This is a genomic window from Kitasatospora sp. NPDC086801 (assembly GCF_044745805.1).
Taxonomy (GTDB): Bacteria; Actinomycetota; Actinomycetes; order Streptomycetales; family Streptomycetaceae; genus Kitasatospora.
In genome coordinates this window covers 1-17,746 of the sequence record NZ_JBIVAX010000072.1, presented here as the reverse complement: position 1 = coordinate 17,746, position 17,746 = coordinate 1, and the positions used below count along the sequence as shown (strand labels likewise).

11 protein-coding genes are annotated in these 17,746 nt (G+C 71.1%); 9 read left to right on the top strand and 2 right to left on the bottom strand.

Annotated features, from left to right (window positions below; translation table 11 throughout):
• Positions 1-133: 133 nt before the first annotated feature.
• Positions 134-1,540, bottom strand: coding sequence for an APC family permease (locus tag ACIPLC_RS37320; RefSeq protein ID WP_400477512.1), 1,407 nt, complete (start codon positions 1,538-1,540; stop codon positions 134-136).
• A gap of 481 nt (positions 1,541-2,021) precedes the next feature.
• Positions 2,022-5,966: a type VII secretion protein EccCa gene (eccCa, locus tag ACIPLC_RS37315; RefSeq protein ID WP_400477511.1), complete on the bottom strand. Its 3,945-nt coding sequence runs from the start codon at positions 5,964-5,966 to the stop codon at positions 2,022-2,024.
• A gap of 394 nt (positions 5,967-6,360) precedes the next feature.
• Here eccCa and eccD point away from each other — a divergent pair, with 394 nt between their 5' ends.
• The 9 genes from eccD to ACIPLC_RS37270 all read left to right on the top strand — a co-directional run bounded on the left by eccD (position 6,361) and on the right by ACIPLC_RS37270 (position 17,377).
• Positions 6,361-7,818 (top strand): type VII secretion integral membrane protein EccD, encoded by a 1,458-nt coding sequence (gene eccD / locus ACIPLC_RS37310; RefSeq protein ID WP_400477510.1) that lies wholly within the window; start codon positions 6,361-6,363, stop codon positions 7,816-7,818.
• 199 nt (positions 7,819-8,017) lie between these two features.
• Complete coding sequence (rpsO, locus tag ACIPLC_RS37305; RefSeq protein ID WP_063347607.1) at positions 8,018-8,308, top strand: 30S ribosomal protein S15; 291 nt, start codon at positions 8,018-8,020, stop codon at positions 8,306-8,308.
• A 456-nt stretch (positions 8,309-8,764) separates the two neighbouring features.
• Complete coding sequence (locus ACIPLC_RS37300; RefSeq protein ID WP_400477509.1) at positions 8,765-10,972, top strand: polyribonucleotide nucleotidyltransferase; 2,208 nt, start codon at positions 8,765-8,767, stop codon at positions 10,970-10,972.
• Between the two features lie 113 nt (positions 10,973-11,085).
• Complete coding sequence (locus tag ACIPLC_RS37295; protein ID WP_400477508.1) at positions 11,086-12,438, top strand: M16 family metallopeptidase; 1,353 nt, start codon at positions 11,086-11,088, stop codon at positions 12,436-12,438.
• Positions 12,439-12,452: 14 nt separating this feature from the next.
• Positions 12,453-13,199 (top strand): 4-hydroxy-tetrahydrodipicolinate reductase, encoded by a 747-nt coding sequence (dapB, locus tag ACIPLC_RS37290; protein WP_400477507.1) that lies wholly within the window; start codon positions 12,453-12,455, stop codon positions 13,197-13,199.
• A gap of 7 nt (positions 13,200-13,206) precedes the next feature.
• Entirely contained in the window at positions 13,207-13,665 is a 459-nt protein-coding gene (locus tag ACIPLC_RS37285) for a hypothetical protein (RefSeq protein WP_400477506.1), read from the top strand.
• Complete coding sequence (gene thyX, locus ACIPLC_RS37280) at positions 13,662-14,393, top strand: FAD-dependent thymidylate synthase (protein ID WP_363586537.1); 732 nt, start codon at positions 13,662-13,664, stop codon at positions 14,391-14,393. The genes ACIPLC_RS37285 and thyX overlap by 4 nt, the downstream gene beginning before the upstream one ends.
• 228 nt (positions 14,394-14,621) lie before the next feature.
• The gene (dapA, locus tag ACIPLC_RS37275) at positions 14,622-15,521 is read left to right on the top strand and encodes a 4-hydroxy-tetrahydrodipicolinate synthase (RefSeq protein ID WP_400477505.1); all 900 of its coding nucleotides are present in this window, start codon (positions 14,622-14,624) and stop codon (positions 15,519-15,521) included.
• Between the two features lie 170 nt (positions 15,522-15,691).
• Positions 15,692-17,377 (top strand): ribonuclease J, encoded by a 1,686-nt coding sequence (locus tag ACIPLC_RS37270; protein WP_400477504.1) that lies wholly within the window; start codon positions 15,692-15,694, stop codon positions 17,375-17,377.
• Positions 17,378-17,746: the final 369 nt, after the last annotated feature.

The window sequence follows — 17,746 nt, the reverse complement described above, 5'->3', positions numbered from 1 at the left end:
AACGCTCGGCTGGAGAACTCCAGCCGAGCGTCTGCGTGATCTACTGACAACCGCATAGGCCATCAGGTGTTGCGAGGACTCCTAGAGACCGCCGGGGAGCCCGGGGCACTGCCGTGTGGGGGAGGGGTGGGGGTCAGGGCTGCTGGTCCTCGGGGAGGCTGATCACCCAGCGGGTGTCCTGGCGGGGGCGCAGGTAGAACAGCCAGTAGAGGGTGGCGGCGGCGGTGATGCCGCCGGTCCACAGCAGGGGCACGATGTCCAGCTGGGTCATCACGTAGACCAGGACGGCGACCAGGACCACCGGGACGGCCGGCCACAGCGGCATCCGCCAGGCGGCGGCGTGCTTGTGGTGGGCGCGGCGGGAGAGCAGCGCGGCGATCGCGACCAGCAGGTACATCCCGGTGACGGCGACGCCGGTGATGTTGCTGAGCAGTTCGCCCTTGACGAAGCAGAGCGCGGCGCCGGGCAGGCCGACGGCCAGGGTGGCGACCCACGGGGAGCCGAACCGGCCGAGGGTGCCGAAGGCCTTGTTGACCGGCTCGGGCCAGGCCTTGTCGCGGGCGGAGGCGAACAGGACCCGGGAGTTCTGGATGACCATGACGATGCCGGCGTTGATGATCGCCAGCGCGACGCAGAGGCTGATGAAGGTGCCGACCGCGGAGTTGCTCCAGGCGGTGACCATGCCGGAGATGTCGCCGGAGCTCAGGGTCTGCAGGTCGGGGGCGCCCATGGTGATGGCGACGACCGGGATCAGGATGACGGCGGCGGAGATGCCGAGCGTCCACAGCACGGTGCGCGAGACGTTGCGGCGGGGGTTCTCCAGCTCCTCGGAGAGGTAGACGGCGGTGGAGAAGCCCTGGGTGATGAACAGGGCGATGCCGAGCGCGCCGACGATGGCGCCGATGCTCACCGTGGTGGTGGCGCCGCCGTCCCCGGTGACCACGCCGTGCAGCAGGCTGGGGGCGTCGCCGTTGGCGTGGGAGAAGCCGAGCACCGAGACGACGCCGGCCGCGATGACCTCCAGCACCAGGAAGACGCCGGTGATCCAGGCGTTGGCGCGCAGGTCGAGCAGGCCGGCCAGGGTGGCGGCGAGCATCACGGCGGCGCCGGTCATGGCCTTGTCGAGGTGCAGCACGGGGGCGAGGTAGTCGGCGGTGCCGAGGGCGATGACCGAGGGGACGATCATCACCACGATCAGCGAGAGCACGAAGACCAGCCAGCCGGCCAGCCGCCCGGCGAGGGTGCCGACCATCGCGTACTCGCCGCCGGCGCTGGGGATCAGGGTGCCGAGCTCGGAGTAGCAGAACGCGACGGCGACGCACAGCACGGTGCCGATGGCGATGGCCAGGGCGGTGGCGCTGCCGATGCTGGAGAACAGCTCCGGCACGATCACGAAGAGTGTGGAGGCCGGGGTGACGCAGGACAGTGTGAGCAGCGTGCCGCCCACGACGCCGATCGAGCGCTTGAGCTGCTGGGGCGCGGCGGCGGTGTCGGCCGTCGCGGGGGTCGCGGCGCGTGGCGGGCGAAGCGTGTCGGTCATCTGGCTTCCGATCGGCTCTGTGCGGTCCTGTGGGGGGAGCGGTATCGCCTCCGCTGGCTGTCTGCTCGGGTTCCGGTTGGGTCGCTCCTTGGCCGCCATGGAACCTTGGGCGTATTGATTGCGTCAATGGCCGAAATGCTTCGGAATCCGTTGCGCGGGAGGGTATAGGCATGCGATCCGATGATCACGCACGGTCATTGTGAGGTTTGCCCGACTTGTTACCTCTGCCACATTGCGCTTGAATCCAAGGTGAACAGAGTGTTGCAAGCTGCCTTTCAAAGGCGTCCATGGAGCCAGACGGCAATACGCCCAGGCGGCCTCAGCTGCGGCCGTCAACTCCGGGCGGGGTGCGGGAACCGCAGCCCCGGCCCGGAAAGATCTAGGTAACGTTTCGACACCTGGGACGCGAAAGGGGCCGGGCTCCCGTGAGCCCGACCCCTCGATCACTGTCCGTAGCCGTCGGCGCGGTGCGCCGGCGCCCTCACACCAGCGGCAGCCAGCCCGTCTGGACCATCTGCCCGCCGGTCACCCGGCGCGACACGTACACCCCGCGGCCCGGCGGCAGCGGCATCGGCTTGACCGTCCCCAGGAGCGCGCCCTCGTCCCGGTTCCCGGAGAGGATCACGCCCTGCCCGCCCAGCTCGCGCATCCGCTGCAGCACCGGCTCGTACAGCGAGCGGCCGGCGCCGCCCGCGCTGCGGGCCACGATCACCCGCAGGCCGATGTCCCGGGCGAACGGCAGGAACTCCGCCAGCGGCGCCAGCGGGTTGCCCGAGCTCGTCGCGACCAGTTCGTAGTCGTCCACGATCACGAACATGTCCTTGCCGCTGTACCAGCTGCGGTTGCGCAGCTGCTCGGCGGTGACGTCCGGGCCGGGCAGGCGGCGTGCGCAGGCCCCGCGCAGCATGTCCACGATGGTCGTCATGGCCGGCTGCGCGGCCGCGTACTCCACCAGGTACTCCGGCGGCACGGTGCCCAGCAGCGCGCGCCGGTAGTCGCCGACCACGATGCCCGCCTGGTCCGAGGTGTACCGCTCGGTGATCTGCTTGATCAGCATCCGCAGCAGCGCGGACTTCCCCGACTCGGTGTCGCCGAAGACGATGAACAGCGGGTCGGTCTCGAAGTTCACGAAGGCCGGCGCCAGTTCGGCCTCGTCCACGCCGAAGGCGATCCCGCGCTCCGGGCGCTCGAAGCCCTTCGGCAGCGAGTTCCCGTCCAGGACGGCCGGCAGCATCCGCACCTGCGGCGCGCGCGGGCCGGTCCAGGCCCCGTCGACGGCGGAGACCAGGCCGGCCACCCCGTGCTGGAGGTCGTCCACCGCGCAGGAGCCGTCCAGCCGCGGCAGGCCGGACAGGAAGTGCAGCCGCTCCGGGGTGATGCCGCGCCCGGCCAGCGACGGGACGTTCTGCGCCACCCGGCGGTCCACCTCGGACTCCATCGGGTCGCCGAGCTTCAGCTCGGTCCGGTTCTGCAGCAGGTCCTTCAGCGCCGGGCGCACCTCCGCGTACCGGGCCGCGGTGATGACCAGGTGGACGCCGTAGCCGAGGCCGCGCTGGGCGATGTCGCCGATCACCGGCTCCAGCACCTCGAACTCCTGCTTGAACGTGTTCCAGCCGTCGATCACCAGGAACACGTCGCCGAACGCCTCGTCCGGCAGCTGACCGGCCGCCCGGCGGGCCCGGTAGGTGCCGATGGTGTCGATCCCGGCGGCCCGGAACAGCTCCTCGCGCCGGTTCAGCACCCCGTGCACCTCGGAGACCATCCGGCGCACCTTGTCGACGTCCAGGCGCCCGGCCACCCCGCCGACGTGCGGCAGCCCGGCCAGCGACTGGAAGCTGCCCGCGCCGAAGTCCAGCAGGTAGAACTGCACCTCCAGCGGGGTGTGGGTGAGCGCGAATGAGGCCACCGTGGTGCGCACCACCGTCGACTTGCCCGAGCGCGGGCCGCCCACGACCAGGCCGTGGCCGGCCGCCCCCGCGTAGTCGACCTCCAGGACGTCGGTCTTCTGCTCGCGCGGCTTGTCCACGATGCCGATCGGCACCCGCAGCCGGCCCGCCGGGAAGCCGGGCGCGGTCAGCCCGCGCTCCGGCACCACCTGGAGCGGCGGCAGCAGGTGGTCCATGCTCGGCGCCTCCTCCAGCGGCGGCAGCCACACCTGGTGCGCGGCCGGGCCCTGGCCCGTCATCCGCTGCACGAACACGTCCAGCACGGTGTCGACCAGCGCGTCGTCCTGCTCCGGGGCGAGCGGCGCCTCCTCCTCCACCGTCGGCTCCGGCGGCTCCACCCGGGCCGCGGTGAACAGCACCGGGCGGGCGTTCACCCGCCGCCCGCCGGTCGACCGCTGCTGCCCCGGCGCCCGGTAGGGCCCCGAGACGTACGCGGCCTTGAACCGGTCCATCACGTCCTCGCCGAACTTGAGGTACCCGACGCCCGGCACCGGCGGCAGGTGGTAGGCGTCCGGCACGCCGATCGCCGCCCGCGACTCGGCCGCCGAGAAGGTGCGCAGACCGATCCGGTAGGAGAGGTAGGTGTCCAGGCCGCGCAGCTTGCCCTCCTCCAGGCGCTGCGACGCCAGCAGCAGGTGCACCCCCAGCGACCGGCCGATCCGGCCGATCTGGATGAACATCTCGATGAAGTCCGGCTTGGCGGTGAGCAGTTCGGAGAACTCGTCGATGATCAGCACCAGCGAGGGCAGCGGGTCCAGCGCCGCGCCGGCGGCCCGGGCCCGCTCGTACTCGTGGATGTTGGCGTAGTTGCCCGCCGAGCGCAGCAGCTCCTGGCGGCGGTGCAGCTCGCCCTCGATCGCGTCGCGCATGCGGTCGACCAGGGTGAGTTCGCCCTCCAGGTTGGTGATCACCGCGGAGGTGTGCGGCATGTCCGCCATGCCGGAGAAGGTCGCGCCGCCCTTGAAGTCGGCGAGGACGAAGTTCAGGATCTCCGAGGAGTGCGTCATCGCCAGCGCCAGCACCAGGGTGCGCAGCAGCTCCGACTTGCCGGAGCCGGTCGCGCCCACGCACAGGCCGTGCGGGCCCATGCCCTCCAGCGCGGCCTCCTTGATGTCCAGGTAGACGTGCTCGCCGTTCGCGCCGACCCCGATCGGCACCCGCATCCGCTCGTGCTGGGCGCGCGGGCGCCAGCTGCGCGTCACGTCGAAGGAGCCCGGGTCGCCCGAGTTCATCAGGTCGGTGAAGTCCAGGTTCGACAGCAGCGGCTCGTCGTCCCCGCCGGCCGAGATCCGGTACGGCGCCAACTGCCGTGCCAGCGCCTCGGACTGCCAGACCGAGAGCAGGTCCGGCGTGCCGGTGTACGTCGCCCCGGAGGCCGAGCGCAGCACCAGCTCCTGCGGGCTCACCGTCACCATCAGGTGCCCGCTCGGCTCGTCCAGGTCGCCCGGCACCACCTCGATGACGGTCACCCCCTGCACGCCCTCGGGGCTCGCCAGCAGCGAGTTCGGCGGCACCCCGGCGCCGTCCATCACCACCACCAGGTGCGGCTGGTCCGGCGCGGGCGCCGCGTCCCGCACGAACCGCTGGCGGCCGGCGAGTTCGTCCTGCAGCAGGAACTCCAGCTCGGCCAGGTCGGTGGCGGTCAGCCGGCGCGAGCCCGCGCCGTCGGCCTCCTTGCGGTGCTGGTTGTGCGGGAGCCACTTGGTCCACTCCCACTCCTCCGCCGCGCCCGGCGCCGCGGCCACCGCGACCAGCAGGTCGTCCGGCGAGTGCAGGGTGGTCAACTGGGCGATCATCGCGCGCACGTTGCCGTACACCGAGTCCGCGTCCCCGCACACCGTGACGTGGTAGAAGGCGCGCAGCGACACCGCCAACGGCAGGTCCTGCAGCGTGCCGTGGGCCTTCAGGAAGGAGTGCATCGCGGCCGCCGACAGCGGCTCCAGCTCGTCCATCGGCGCGGTCTGCGGCGCCACCAGCGGCGTCGACAGCTGCACCGGGCCCAGGCCCACCCGGATCTGCGCGAAGTCGCCGTCCCCGGTGCGGCGCTCCCACAGCCGCCGGCCGTCCGCCACGATCGACCACAGCTGGTCCGGCGCCGGGTTCAGGAACAGCAGCGCGCCGCGCTGGCGCTCCGCCGTGCGGCGCACCTGGCGGCGCATCTGCTGCAGGTACTTGAGGTAGTCGCGCCGCTCGTCCGCCATCGCGGTCGAACCGCCCTTGCGGGCCCGTACGATCTGCGCCAGCACCATGCCGACCGTCGAGGCGACCATCAGACCGCCCATGATCTTCATCGGGGCCTGCGCGCCGGGCGAGAAGAAGAACACCGCCGAGCCGCCCATGCCGAGCATCGGCAGGATGCTCATCAGCCAGTCCTCGCCGCCCTGCCGGGGCAGTTCGGGCGGGGTCACCAGCTCCACCGGCTCGTCCGGCACCGCCGGCGGATAGGCCCTGCCCGGGCGCTTGACCGTGATCACACCCATGTGTCATCCACCCCGCGGCGTCGATAGATCACTTCGGCATCAGCCCTCACGCAACTGGACTCGTACGGCTCGTACGGGTTTCACACGGGTGAGGACGCACCACACGGCGCCGCCCCCCGTACCGCGCGCAGGGGCCGATCCTAACGGTCGACCCCGCACCGCCCGCCAGGGCCCGGGCCCGCACCGGCGCCGGGCACGAACCGAGCGGGTAGGGTATCGCCGCGCCAACTCAGGTGTGTCTCATCATTTCTGCCGGATCAGCGCGCCCGGCGGGAATGATGAGACACACCCCGGCCCGGTCGGGCCGGTTCCATTGCCACACCGAGCGCCGCCGTGCCGCGGCACCGTCAACACAGGGGGAGCGCCCAGTGCGTCGAAGGATCGAGGTGCGGCGATGACGAGTCCCGCCGCGACCGGCTACTGCCGGGTCACCGTCGTCGCCCCGGACCGCCGGATCGACGTCGCCCTGCCCGAGGACGTCCCGCTCGCGGACGTCTACCCCGAGGTGCTGCGCCTGGCCAACCAGAGCCAGCCCGACGGCGCGCCCACCGGCTTCCACCTGGTCCGCCGCGACGGCACCGTCCTCGACAGCGGCCTGCCGCTCGCCGCCCAGCAGGTCCGCGACGGCGACCTGCTCGCGCTGCGCCCCTTCGCCGAGTCCCTCCCGCCGGCCGTCTACGACGACGTCGCCGACGCGATCGCCAGCGCCGTCGAGACCGACCGCCGGCTCTGGAGCGCCGAACTCATGCGGGCCTTCGGCCTGATCGGCGCCGGACTGCTGCTCGTCCTGCTCGGCTTCGCGCTCTGGTTCGCCGACCTGCGCCACGACATGCACGGCCTGCCGGGCGTCCTGGCCGGCGTCACCGCGGTCGTCCTCACCGCGCTGGCCGGCGTCCGCGCCCGGGTCTACCAGGACCCCCACGCCGCCCTCGCGCTCGGCCTCGGCGCCCTGCCGCACGCCATGATCGGCGGCAGCGGCATCCTCGCCGTCGCCCATCCGTGGGACGGCCCCGGCCGGCTCCAGTTCCTGGCCGGCTGCGTCGCCGTCCTGGTGGTCGCCGTGCTGCTGGTCGGACTGCTCCCCGAGAAGGACGCGGTGTTCGTCGCCGCCGCCCTGGTCGCGGTCGCCGGCACGCTGGCCACCTTCGCCGCCGTCCTGCTGCCGGACACCCCCGCCGGGCACATCGCCGCCGTCACCGGCGTCACCGCCGTCGCGGCCATCGGCTTCCTGCCCGGCCTCTCCGCCCGCTTCGCCCGGCTGCCCGTCGGCTTCAGCGCCCCCGGCCAGACCCGCACCCGCAGCCGCGACTACGACGAGGAGGCCGAGCGCGCCGAGGCCGTCCAGTACGAGCGGATCGCCCACCAGGCCCGTCGCGGCCACGAGGTCCTGGTCGGCCTGGTCGGCGGCTGCGCCGCGGTGGTGGTCGGCTCCTGCGCCGTCCTCGGCTTCACCGACCGGACGTTCCCCGAGCTGCTCGCGCTCGCCCTGGGCCTGGCCACGATGCTGCGCGCCCGGCTGTTCCGCTACACCGCGCAGGTCTTCAGCCTCACCATCGCCGGACTGCTCGGCCTGGCCCTGCTGATCATCGGCCTGTCCCTGCACACCCCGCAGTTCATCCTGCGCGCCACCAGCTCCACCGAGGTCGACCTGCGCACCATCTGGCTGGCCGCCTCCATCGCGTTCGGCGCCGCGCTGCTCGCCGCGATCGCGCTGGTGGTGCCCCGGCTCGGCGTCTCCCCGTTCTGGGGGCGCATCCTGGACCTGGTCGACAGCCTGACCCTGATTTCCCTCGTCCCGCTGGCGCTCGCCGTCCTGGACGTCTACCGGCTGGTCCGCGGCGTCACCAGCTGACCGGCGGGCCCGCTCCGCCCGCCCGTCCGGCCCGCCGACCGGCCGGGTGGGCGGCACTGGTACCCTTGGCCTTCGAGCGCAGCCGTGTGTCCGCCTCCGGTCGGTCGCGGACCGCCGGCCGCGCTCCGTCACGACACCGAGTTCTCATGAGTCCTGTGTTGTCGACCAGGACCACTCGGTAGAACCTGAAGGAGTTGCAGTGGCTCTCGCCTCTGACGTCAAGAAGCAGATCTTCGCCGAGTTCGGCCAGAAGGAGGGCGACACCGGTTCCCCCGAGGTCCAGGTGGCCATGCTCTCCCGTCGCATCGCGGACCTGACCGAGCACCTCAAGACCCACAAGCACGACCACCACTCGCGTCGTGGCCTGCTGATCCTGGTCGGCCAGCGCCGCCGCCTGCTGCAGTACCTGGCCAAGAAGGACATCGAGCGCTTCCGTACGCTCGTCGACCGCCTGGGCATCCGCCGCGGTGCCGCCGGTGGCGCCCGCTAAGACCGCCGCTCGGGGCGGCTCCCCACACCGGGGAGCCGCCCCTCGCGCGTATGCCGCGGACCCCCCGAGCCGCGGCGCCCGGACATAACAACTCGCGCGCACCTCCCCAGGTGGCCGAGGATTGCACCGTAGGGTTGTGGGCATGCCCGGTGATGGCGCACCAGCGCGCCACCCGGGCAGACGAACCCGAACCCCCCGCGGGCCGAAGGCTTCAAACGGAAGCCGCCCGCATCCGAGAGAGCGTCCAGACGCGGACCGCCCGTCCCGGCCCGGCAGCCGTGAGGCGCCGGTCCTCGGTAGTGGCCCCCGGAAGCCCCGCAGACCGAGCGGAGCACCCCGGAGGCTTCGATCGAAGACCGGCCCGACTGCCGCCCTCCTTGTCAGGAGGGCCAGGGCCAGCCGGCAGGCAGCGCGGGGACGCTCTCCCGGAGACGCACGAAAGAGGAGATCTTCCAGGTGGAAGAGAACGTGTTCTACGCCGAGGCCGTGATCGACAACGGTTCCTTCGGCACCCGTACCATCCGCTTCGAGACCGGCCGTCTGGCCCGTCAGGCCGCCGGTTCCGCTGTGGCCTACCTGGACGACGACACCATGGTGCTGTCGGCCACCAGCGCGTCCAAGCAGCCGAAGGAGCACTTCGACTTCTTCCCGCTGACCGTGGACGTCGAGGAGCGCATGTACGCCGCGGGCCGCATCCCCGGCTCGTTCTTCCGTCGTGAGGGCCGGCCCTCCGAGGACGCGATCCTCACCTGCCGCCTGATCGACCGCCCGCTGCGCCCGTCCTTCGTCAAGGGCCTGCGCAACGAGGTCCAGGTCGTCTGCACCGTCATGGCGCTCAACCCCGACCACCTGTACGACGTGGTGGCCATCAACGCCGCCTCCGCGTCCACCCAGCTGGCGGGCCTGCCGTTCTCCGGCCCGATCGGCGGCGTCCGCGTCGCGCTGATCAACGGCCAGTGGGTGGCCTTCCCGACCCACAGCGAGCTGGAGTCGGCCGTCTTCGACATGGTCGTCGCCGGTCGCGTCCTGCCGGACGGCGACGTCGCGATCATGATGGTCGAGGCCGAGGCCACCGACAAGACCATCAAGCTGGTCGAGGGCGGCGCCGAGGCGCCGACCGAGGACGTCGTCGCCGCCGGTCTGGACGCCGCCAAGCCGTTCATCAAGGTGCTGTGCGCCGCCCAGTCGCAGCTCGCCGCCCAGGCCGCCAAGCCGACCGGCGTGTTCCCGGTCTTCCTGGACTTCCAGGACGACGTGCTCGCCGCGCTGACCGCCGCCGTCAAGGACGAGCTCGCCCAGGCCCTCACCATCCCGGGCAAGCAGGAGCGCAACAACGAGCTGGACCGCGTCAAGGCGCTGGCCGCCGAGAAGCTGCTCCCCGAGTTCGAGGGCCGCGAGAAGGAGATCAGCGCCGCCTACAACGCGCTGACCAAGAAGGTCGTCCGCGAGCGCGTCATCAAGGACAAGGTCCGCATCGACGGCCGCGGTGTCACCGACATCCGCACCCTGGCCGCCGAGGTCGAGGCCATCCCGCGCGTGCACGGCTCGGCCCTGTTCGAGCGTGGCGAGACCCAGATCCTGGGCGTCACCACCCTCAACATGCTGCGCATGGAGCAGCAGCTGGACACGCTCTCCCCGGAGACGCGTCGCCGCTACATGCACAACTACAACTTCCCGCCGTACTCGGTCGGCGAGACCGGCCGCGTGGGTGCGCCCAAGCGTCGCGAGATCGGCCACGGCGCGCTGGCGGAGCGGGCGATCATCCCCGTCCTGCCCTCGCGCGAGGAGTTCCCGTACGCCATCCGCCAGGTCTCCGAGGCGCTGAGCTCCAACGGCTCCACCTCGATGGGCTCGGTCTGCGCCTCCACCATGTCGCTGCTGAACGCCGGTGTGCCGCTGAAGGCCGCCGTCGCCGGTATCGCCATGGGCCTGATCTCCCAGGAGGTCGACGGTGAGACCCACTACGTCGCGCTGACCGACATCCTGGGTGCCGAGGACGCGTACGGCGACATGGACTTCAAGGTCGCCGGTACCCGCAACTTCATCACCGCCCTGCAGCTGGACACCAAGCTCAACGGCATCCCGGCGTCGGTGCTGGCCGCCGCGCTGAAGCAGGCCAAGGACGCGCGTCTGCACATCCTCGACGTGATGAACGAGGCCATCGACACGCCGGACGAGATGTCCCCGAACGCGCCGCGCATCATCACCATCAAGATCCCGGTGGACAAGATCGGCGAGGTCATCGGCCCCAAGGGCAAGATGATCAACCAGATCCAGGAGGACACCGGCGCCGAGATCACGATCGAGGACGACGGCACCATCTACATCGGTGCCGCCGACGGTCCGGCCGCCGAGGCCGCCCGCACCACGATCAACCAGATCGCCAACCCGACCATGCCGGAGGTCGGCGAGCGCTACCTGGGCACCGTGGTGAAGACCACGACGTTCGGCGCGTTCGTCTCGCTCATGCCGGGCAAGGACGGCCTGCTGCACATCTCGCAGATCCGCAAGCTGGCCGGCGGCAAGCGCGTCGAGAACGTCGAGGACGTCCTCGGTGTCGGCGCCAAGGTGCAGGTCGAGATCGCCGAGATCGACCCGCGCGGCAAGCTCTCCCTCATCCCCGTCGTCGAGGGCGAGGAAGCCGGCGAGACCGCTTCCGAGTGAAGCGCCGCTAGCTGACCCTTGCGGCCCGTACGCCTCCCGGCGTGCGGGCCGCACCCTGTTGCCCCCGCGTTCGTCCGTGCGCTCCCACGCGCGTTTCCTCTGGAGGTACCCCCGTGGCTCAGGCCCCGGCGGCGAAGCAGCGCCCCGGCTCCACCCGGACCCTGCTCAAGGGCGCCGACGGCGCCGGCACGGTGCGCCGCACCGTCCTCCCCGGCGGCCTTCGGGTCGTCACCGAGACCCTGCCGACGGTGCGCTCCGCGACCTTCGGCATCTGGGTCGGCGTCGGCTCGCGGGACGAGACCCCGCAGCTCAACGGCGCCACCCACTACCTGGAGCACCTGCTCTTCAAGGGCACCGAGCGGCGCAGCGCGCTGGACATCTCGGCCACCCTGGACGCGGTCGGCGGCGAGATGAACGCCTTCACCGCGAAGGAGAACACCTGCTACTACGCCCGGGTCCTGGACACCGACCTGCCGCTGGCCATCGACGTGGTCTGCGACATGGTCACCGGCTCGCTGATCCGCTCCGAGGACGTCGACGCCGAGCGCGGCGTCATCCTGGAGGAGATGGCGATGGCCGAGGACGACCCGGGCGACGTGGTGCACGACCTGTTCGCCAAGGTGATCTTCGGCAGCGGTCCGCTCGGCCGCCCCATCCTGGGCACCCAGGAGACCATCAAGGCACTCACCCGGGAGCAGATCGCCGGCTTCTACCGCCGCCGCTACCGGCCCGAGAACCTGGTCGTCTCGGCCGCCGGCAACCTCGACCACCACGCAGTGGTCAAGCAGGTCGAGCAGGCCTTCGCACCGGTGCTGGCCCGCTCCGACGCGGCCCCCGCCGAGGCCCGCCGCGGCGTCAAGGCGCTGCGCACGGCCGGCCGGGTCGAGGTGCTCAACCGCTCCACCGAGCAGGCCCACCTGGTGCTGGGCGTGCCCGGGGTGCCGCGGCACGACGAGCGCCGCTGGGCGATGGGCGTGCTCAACGCGGCCCTCGGCGGCGGGATGAGCTCCCGGCTGTTCCAGGAGGTCCGGGAGAAGCGCGGCCTGGCGTACTCGGTGTACTCGTACTCCTCGTCCTACGCGGACAGCGGTCTGTTCGGCATCTACGCCGGCTGCCAGCCCAAGCGGGTCGAGGAGGTGCTGCGGATCTGCCGCGAGGAGCTGGCCAAGGTGGTCGCCGAGGGCATCACCGAGGAGGAGCTGCAGCGCGCGATCGGCCAGATCTCCGGCTCCACCGTGCTGGGCATGGAGGACACCGGCTCGCTGATGAACCGGATCGGCAAGGCCGAGCTGAGCTACGGACACCACCTGTCGGTGGACGAGATGCTGGCGCGGATCGCGGCCGTGACCCTGGACGACGTCCACGCGGTGGCCCGTGATGTGCTGGGCGCGTACCGGCCGTCGCTGGCGCTGATCGGCCCGGTCAACGACAAGCGGGCCGCCAAGCTCGCCGATCTGCTGGTGTGAGAGGACATTTCGCTATGACGCTGCGTGTCGCCGTGATCGGTGCCAACGGCCGGATCGGCTCCGAGGCGGTCAAGGCCGTCGAGGCCGCGCCGGACCTGGAGCTGGTGGCCACCCTGGGCCGCGGGTCCGAGCCTGCGGAGCTGACCGAGGCCGGCGTCCAGGTCGCCGTCGAACTCACCCACCCGGACTCGGTGATGGGCAACCTCGACTACTGCCTGCACCACGGCATCCACGTGGTCACCGGGACCACCGGCTGGACGGACGAGCGGCTGGCCACCGTCCGAGGCTGGCTCGACCAGGCCCCCGAGCTGGGCCTGCTGATCGCTCCGAACTTCTCCATCGGCGCGGTGCTCGGCATGAAGTTCGCCCAGACCGCGGCGAAGTACTTCGAGTCGGTCGAGGTGGTCGAGCTGCACCACGACCGCAAGGCCGACGCCCCCAGCGGCACCGCCACCCGCACCGCGCAGCTGATCGCCGCCGCCCGCGCCGAGGCCGGCCGCCCGCCGCAGCAGGACCCGACCACCCACGGCCTGCCCGGCGCCCGTGGCGCCGACGTGGACGGGGTGCCGGTGCACGCCGTCCGGCTGCGCGGGCTGCTCGCCCACCAGCAGGTGATGTTCGGCGACACCGGTGAGACGCTCACCATCCGGCACGACTCGCTGCACCACAGCAGCTTCATGCCGGGCATCCTGCTCGGTGTGCGCAAGGTCGTGGAGACGCCGGGGCTGACCCTCGGCCTCGAACACTTCCTGGACCTGTGAGCCCGGCATGACGTCCCGTACCGGTTTCTTCGTCCTGTCCGGCGTGCTGCTGCTGGTCGCCCTGCTCTGCGTCGGGGAGGGCGTCCAGCTGGTCGCCACCGGAAAGCCGCTCGGCATCGGCATCGGCCTGTGCGCCTTCGTCATCCCGGTGATCGGCGTCTGGTTCCTGCGTCAGACCGTCCGCTTCGGCCGGGCCAGCGAGCAACTCGCCCGGGAGCTGGAGGCCGAGGGCGGCCTGCCGGTGGACGAGCTCCAGCGCACCACCGGCGGGCGGATCGACCGGGCCTCGGCCGACGCGGTGTTCGCCCGCCGCCGGAGCGAGGCGGAGGCCGCGCCGGCCGACTGGCGGGTCTGGTTCCGCCTCGCGGTGGCGTACGCCGACGCCGGCGACACCCCGCGCGCCCGCAAGACCATGCAGCACGCCATCAAGCTGCACAGCACCGAACCCGCAAGGAGTAACGCGTGAGCGACCAACCGACGGCCCCCAGCTTCCGCAGCGACGTCACGGTCGAGCTGGTCCGCAGCGCGGCCGCCGACTCGGACGTCATCTGGGCGGCCCGCGTCTCGACCGCGGGGGAGCAGTCCCTGGAGGCGGTCCAGCAGGACCCGGAGAAGTCCAAGGGCCTGATCAACTTCCTGATGCGGGACCGGCACGGCACCCCCTTCGAGCACAACTCGATGACCTTCTTCATCAGCGCGCCGATCTTCGTGTTCCGGGAGTTCCACCGGCACCGCAGCGGCTGGTCCTACAACGAGGAGTCCGGCCGCTACCGCGAGCTGCAGCCGGTCTTCTACGTCCCGGCGGAGGAGCGCAAGCTCGTCCAGCAGGGCCGCCCGGGCCGCTACGAGTTCGTCGACGGCACCCCCGAGCAGCACAGGACCACCACCGAGGCGATGGAGGCCGCGTACCGCGAGTCCTACGCGCGCTACCAGGAGATGCTGGCGGCCGGCGTGGCCCGCGAGGTGGCCCGCGCGGTGCTGCCGGTCGGCCTGTTCTCCTCGATGTACGCGACCTGCAACTCCCGCTCGCTGATGCACTTCCTGTCGCTGCGGACCAAGCGGGAGCACTCGGCGGTGCCGTCCTTCCCGCAGCGCGAGATCGAGATGGTCGCCGAGCAGATGGAGCAGGAGTGGGCGCGGCTCATGCCGCTCACCCATGCGGCCTTCGAGAAGCACGGCCGGGTCGCCCCCTGACCTGGGGTGATAAGCATATGGGCGGAGTGTCTGGCATGTCTGGATTGCGGCTTTTCTAGCCGCTCCCTACATTCATGAACACGGATTCCGGTGCTGCCCGAACCCCCGAGCGGGCAGCACCGGAATCCCATGTCACCGCCCGTTTCCGCCGCTTCGCGCGGTATGCCCCTGTCCGAACACTGGACCGGTGTGGGTACCGCCCCACCCCCTACGAGTAGCTTTGGACGCATGGCTCCGACCTCCACCCCCCAGACGCCGTTCGGCCGGGTCCTGACCGCGATGGTCACCCCGTTCACCGCCGACGGCGGACTCGACCTCGACGGCGCCCAGCGCCTCGCCACGCACCTCGTGGACTCCGGCAACGACGGCCTCGTCGTCAACGGCACCACCGGCGAGTCCCCGACCACCAGCGACGCCGAGAAGGCCCAGCTCGTCCGCGCCGTGGTGGAGGCGGTCGGGGATCGCGCCCACGTGGTGGCCGGCGTCGGCACCAACGACACCCACCACAGCGCCGAACTGGCGCGACAGGCGGAGGCCGCCGGAGCCCACGGCCTGCTGGTCGTCACGCCGTACTACAGCAAGCCCCCGCAGGAGGGCCTGTACCGGCACACCGTGCACATCGCCGACACCACCGGGCTGCCGGTCATGCTCTACGACATCCCGGGCCGCAGCGGCGTCGCGCTGAGCCACGAGACGCTGGTCCGCCTCGGCGAGCACCCGCGGATCGTCGCCAACAAGGACGCCAAGGGCGACCTCGGCGCCGCCGCCTGGGCCATCGCCCGCTCCGACCTCGCCTGGTACTCCGGTGACGACGTCCTCAACCTGCCGCTGCTGTCCGTCGGAGCCGCCGGTGTGGTCAGCGTCGTCGGACACGTCGTGGCCGGCGAACTGCGTGCGATGATCGAGGCGTACCTGGCCGGCGATGTGGCCAAGGCCACGGCGATCCACCAGAGCCTGCTCCCGGTGTTCAGCGGTATGTTCCGCACACAGGGCGTCATCCTCGCCAAGGCCGCGCTGGAGCTCCAGGGACTGCCGGCCGGCCCGCTGCGGCTGCCGCTGGTCGGCGCGACTCCCGAGGAGATCGCGCGATTGACGGAGGATCTCGCCGCCGGCGGGGTACACCTGTAGCAGACGAAGACGTGCGCGCCCCGGCTCGCCGGACCCTCACGGGCCCGCCGCTGGACCGGACCGACGGCGCGAGAGCACCGACCCAGTAGGAAAACGACACTGAGTACGCACGCCATATGTCTTCAGGGGGAGGACCCCGGGCATATGGCGTGCGTCGTGAGGAGAGTCTTTTGAGTCACCCGCACCCCGAACTCGGCGCACCCCCGGCTCTGAAGGAGGGCGCCCTCCGCATCACTCCGCTCGGCGGCCTCGGCGAGATCGGCCGCAACATGACGGTCTTCGAATACGGGGGCCGCATCCTGATCGTCGACTGCGGCGTCCTCTTCCCCGAGGACGAGCAGCCCGGCGTGGACCTGATCCTCCCGGACTTCACCTACATCCGGGACCGCCTCGACAAGATCGACGGCATCGTCCTCACCCACGGGCACGAGGACCACATCGGCGCCGTCCCGTTCCTCCTGCGGGAGAACCCGGACATCCCGCTGATCGGCTCCAAGCTGACCCTCGCCCTGATCGAGGCCAAGCTCGCCGAGCACCGCATCCGGCCGTACGTGCTGGAGGTCAAGGAGGGCGAGCGCGAGCGCATCGGCCCCTTCGACTGCGAGTTCATCGCGGTCAACCACTCCATCCCGGACGCCCTGGCGGTCGCCGTCCGCACCCCCGCGGGCATGGTCGTGGCCACCGGCGACTTCAAGATGGACCAGCTGCCGCTCGACGGCCGCCTGACCGACCTGCCGACCTTCGCCAAGCTGGCCGAAGAGGGCATGGACCTGCTGCTGGTGGACTCCACCAATGCCGAGGTCCCCGGCTTCATCCCGCACGAGCGGGACATCTCGGCCGCGCTGCGAAACGTCTTCGCGAACGCCGACAAGCGCATCATCGTCGCCTCCTTCGCCAGCCACGTGCACCGCATCCAGCAGGTGCTGGACGCCGCGCACGAGTACAAGCGCAAGGTCGCCTTCGTCGGCCGCTCGATGGTCCGCAACATGGGCATCGCCCGCGACCTCGGCTACCTGAAGGTTCCCGGCAACATGGTCGTCGACGTCAAGCAGCTCGACGACCTGCCGGACAAGGAGGTCGTGCTGATCTGCACCGGCTCGCAGGGCGAGCCGATGGCGGCGCTGTCCCGGATGGCCAACCGCGACCACCAGATCCGCATCGTCGAGGGCGACACCGTCGTCCTGGCCTCCTCGCTCATCCCGGGCAACGAGAACGCCGTCTACCGCGTGATCAACGGCCTCACCCGCTGGGGCGCCAAGGTCGTGCACAAGGGCAACGCCAAGGTGCACGTCTCCGGTCACGCCTCGGCCGGCGAGCTGCTGTACTTCTTCAACATCTGCAAGCCGCGCAACCTGATGCCGGTCCACGGCGAGTGGCGCCACCTGCGGGCGGCCGCCGAGCTGGGCATCGCCACCGGCATTCCGCGCAACCGCGTGGTCATCGCCGAGGACGGCGTCTGCGTCGACCTGGAGAAGGGCGTCGCCCGGATCGTCGGCAAGGTGCAGGCCGGGTACGTCTACGTGGACGGCGCCTCGGTCGGCGACATCACCGAGGCCTCGCTCAAGGACCGCAGGATCCTCGGCGAGGAGGGCTTCATCTCGGTCTTCGTCGCGGTCGACTCGGCCAACGGCAAGATGGTGGGCGGCCCGACCTTCCAGGCCCGCGGCTCCGGCATCGACGACAGCGCGTTCGTGCCGGTCGCGGCCAAGCTCCAGGAGGCCCTGGACCGCTCGGCGAGCGACGGCGTCCTGGAGCCCCGCCAGGTTCAGCAGCTGGTCCGTCGGACCCTCGGCAAGTGGGTGGCGGACAACTACCGCCGCCGGCCGATGATCCTGCCGGTCGTCGTCGAGGTCTAAGCCTCCGGCGGCTCGTCGAAGGTCGGTCCACGGCTGGTCGACTGCCGGTCGACGGCCTGGTGATGGCTGGTTTGACGTGGGGCAGCCCGGTGCGTAATGTTCTCCGGGTTGCCCCACGGGACGGCCCCGCAGGAAATCCTCGAATGTGAATTCGAGAATGACTGCGGAAAACGGCCCGAGAAACTCTGATAGAGTTCGGGAGCGCCGAAAGGCAAAAGTCGATCAGGTAAATGAAACTCCGGAAAACGGAGCTGAAAACATCTGATAAGCTTGAAACACGAAAGAACGAAGCGCCCGGAGGGCCCGCTGGAAGGCGGCCTGAAGGAAGTGTCCGTTCCTTGAGAACTCAACAGCGTGCCAAAAGTCAAC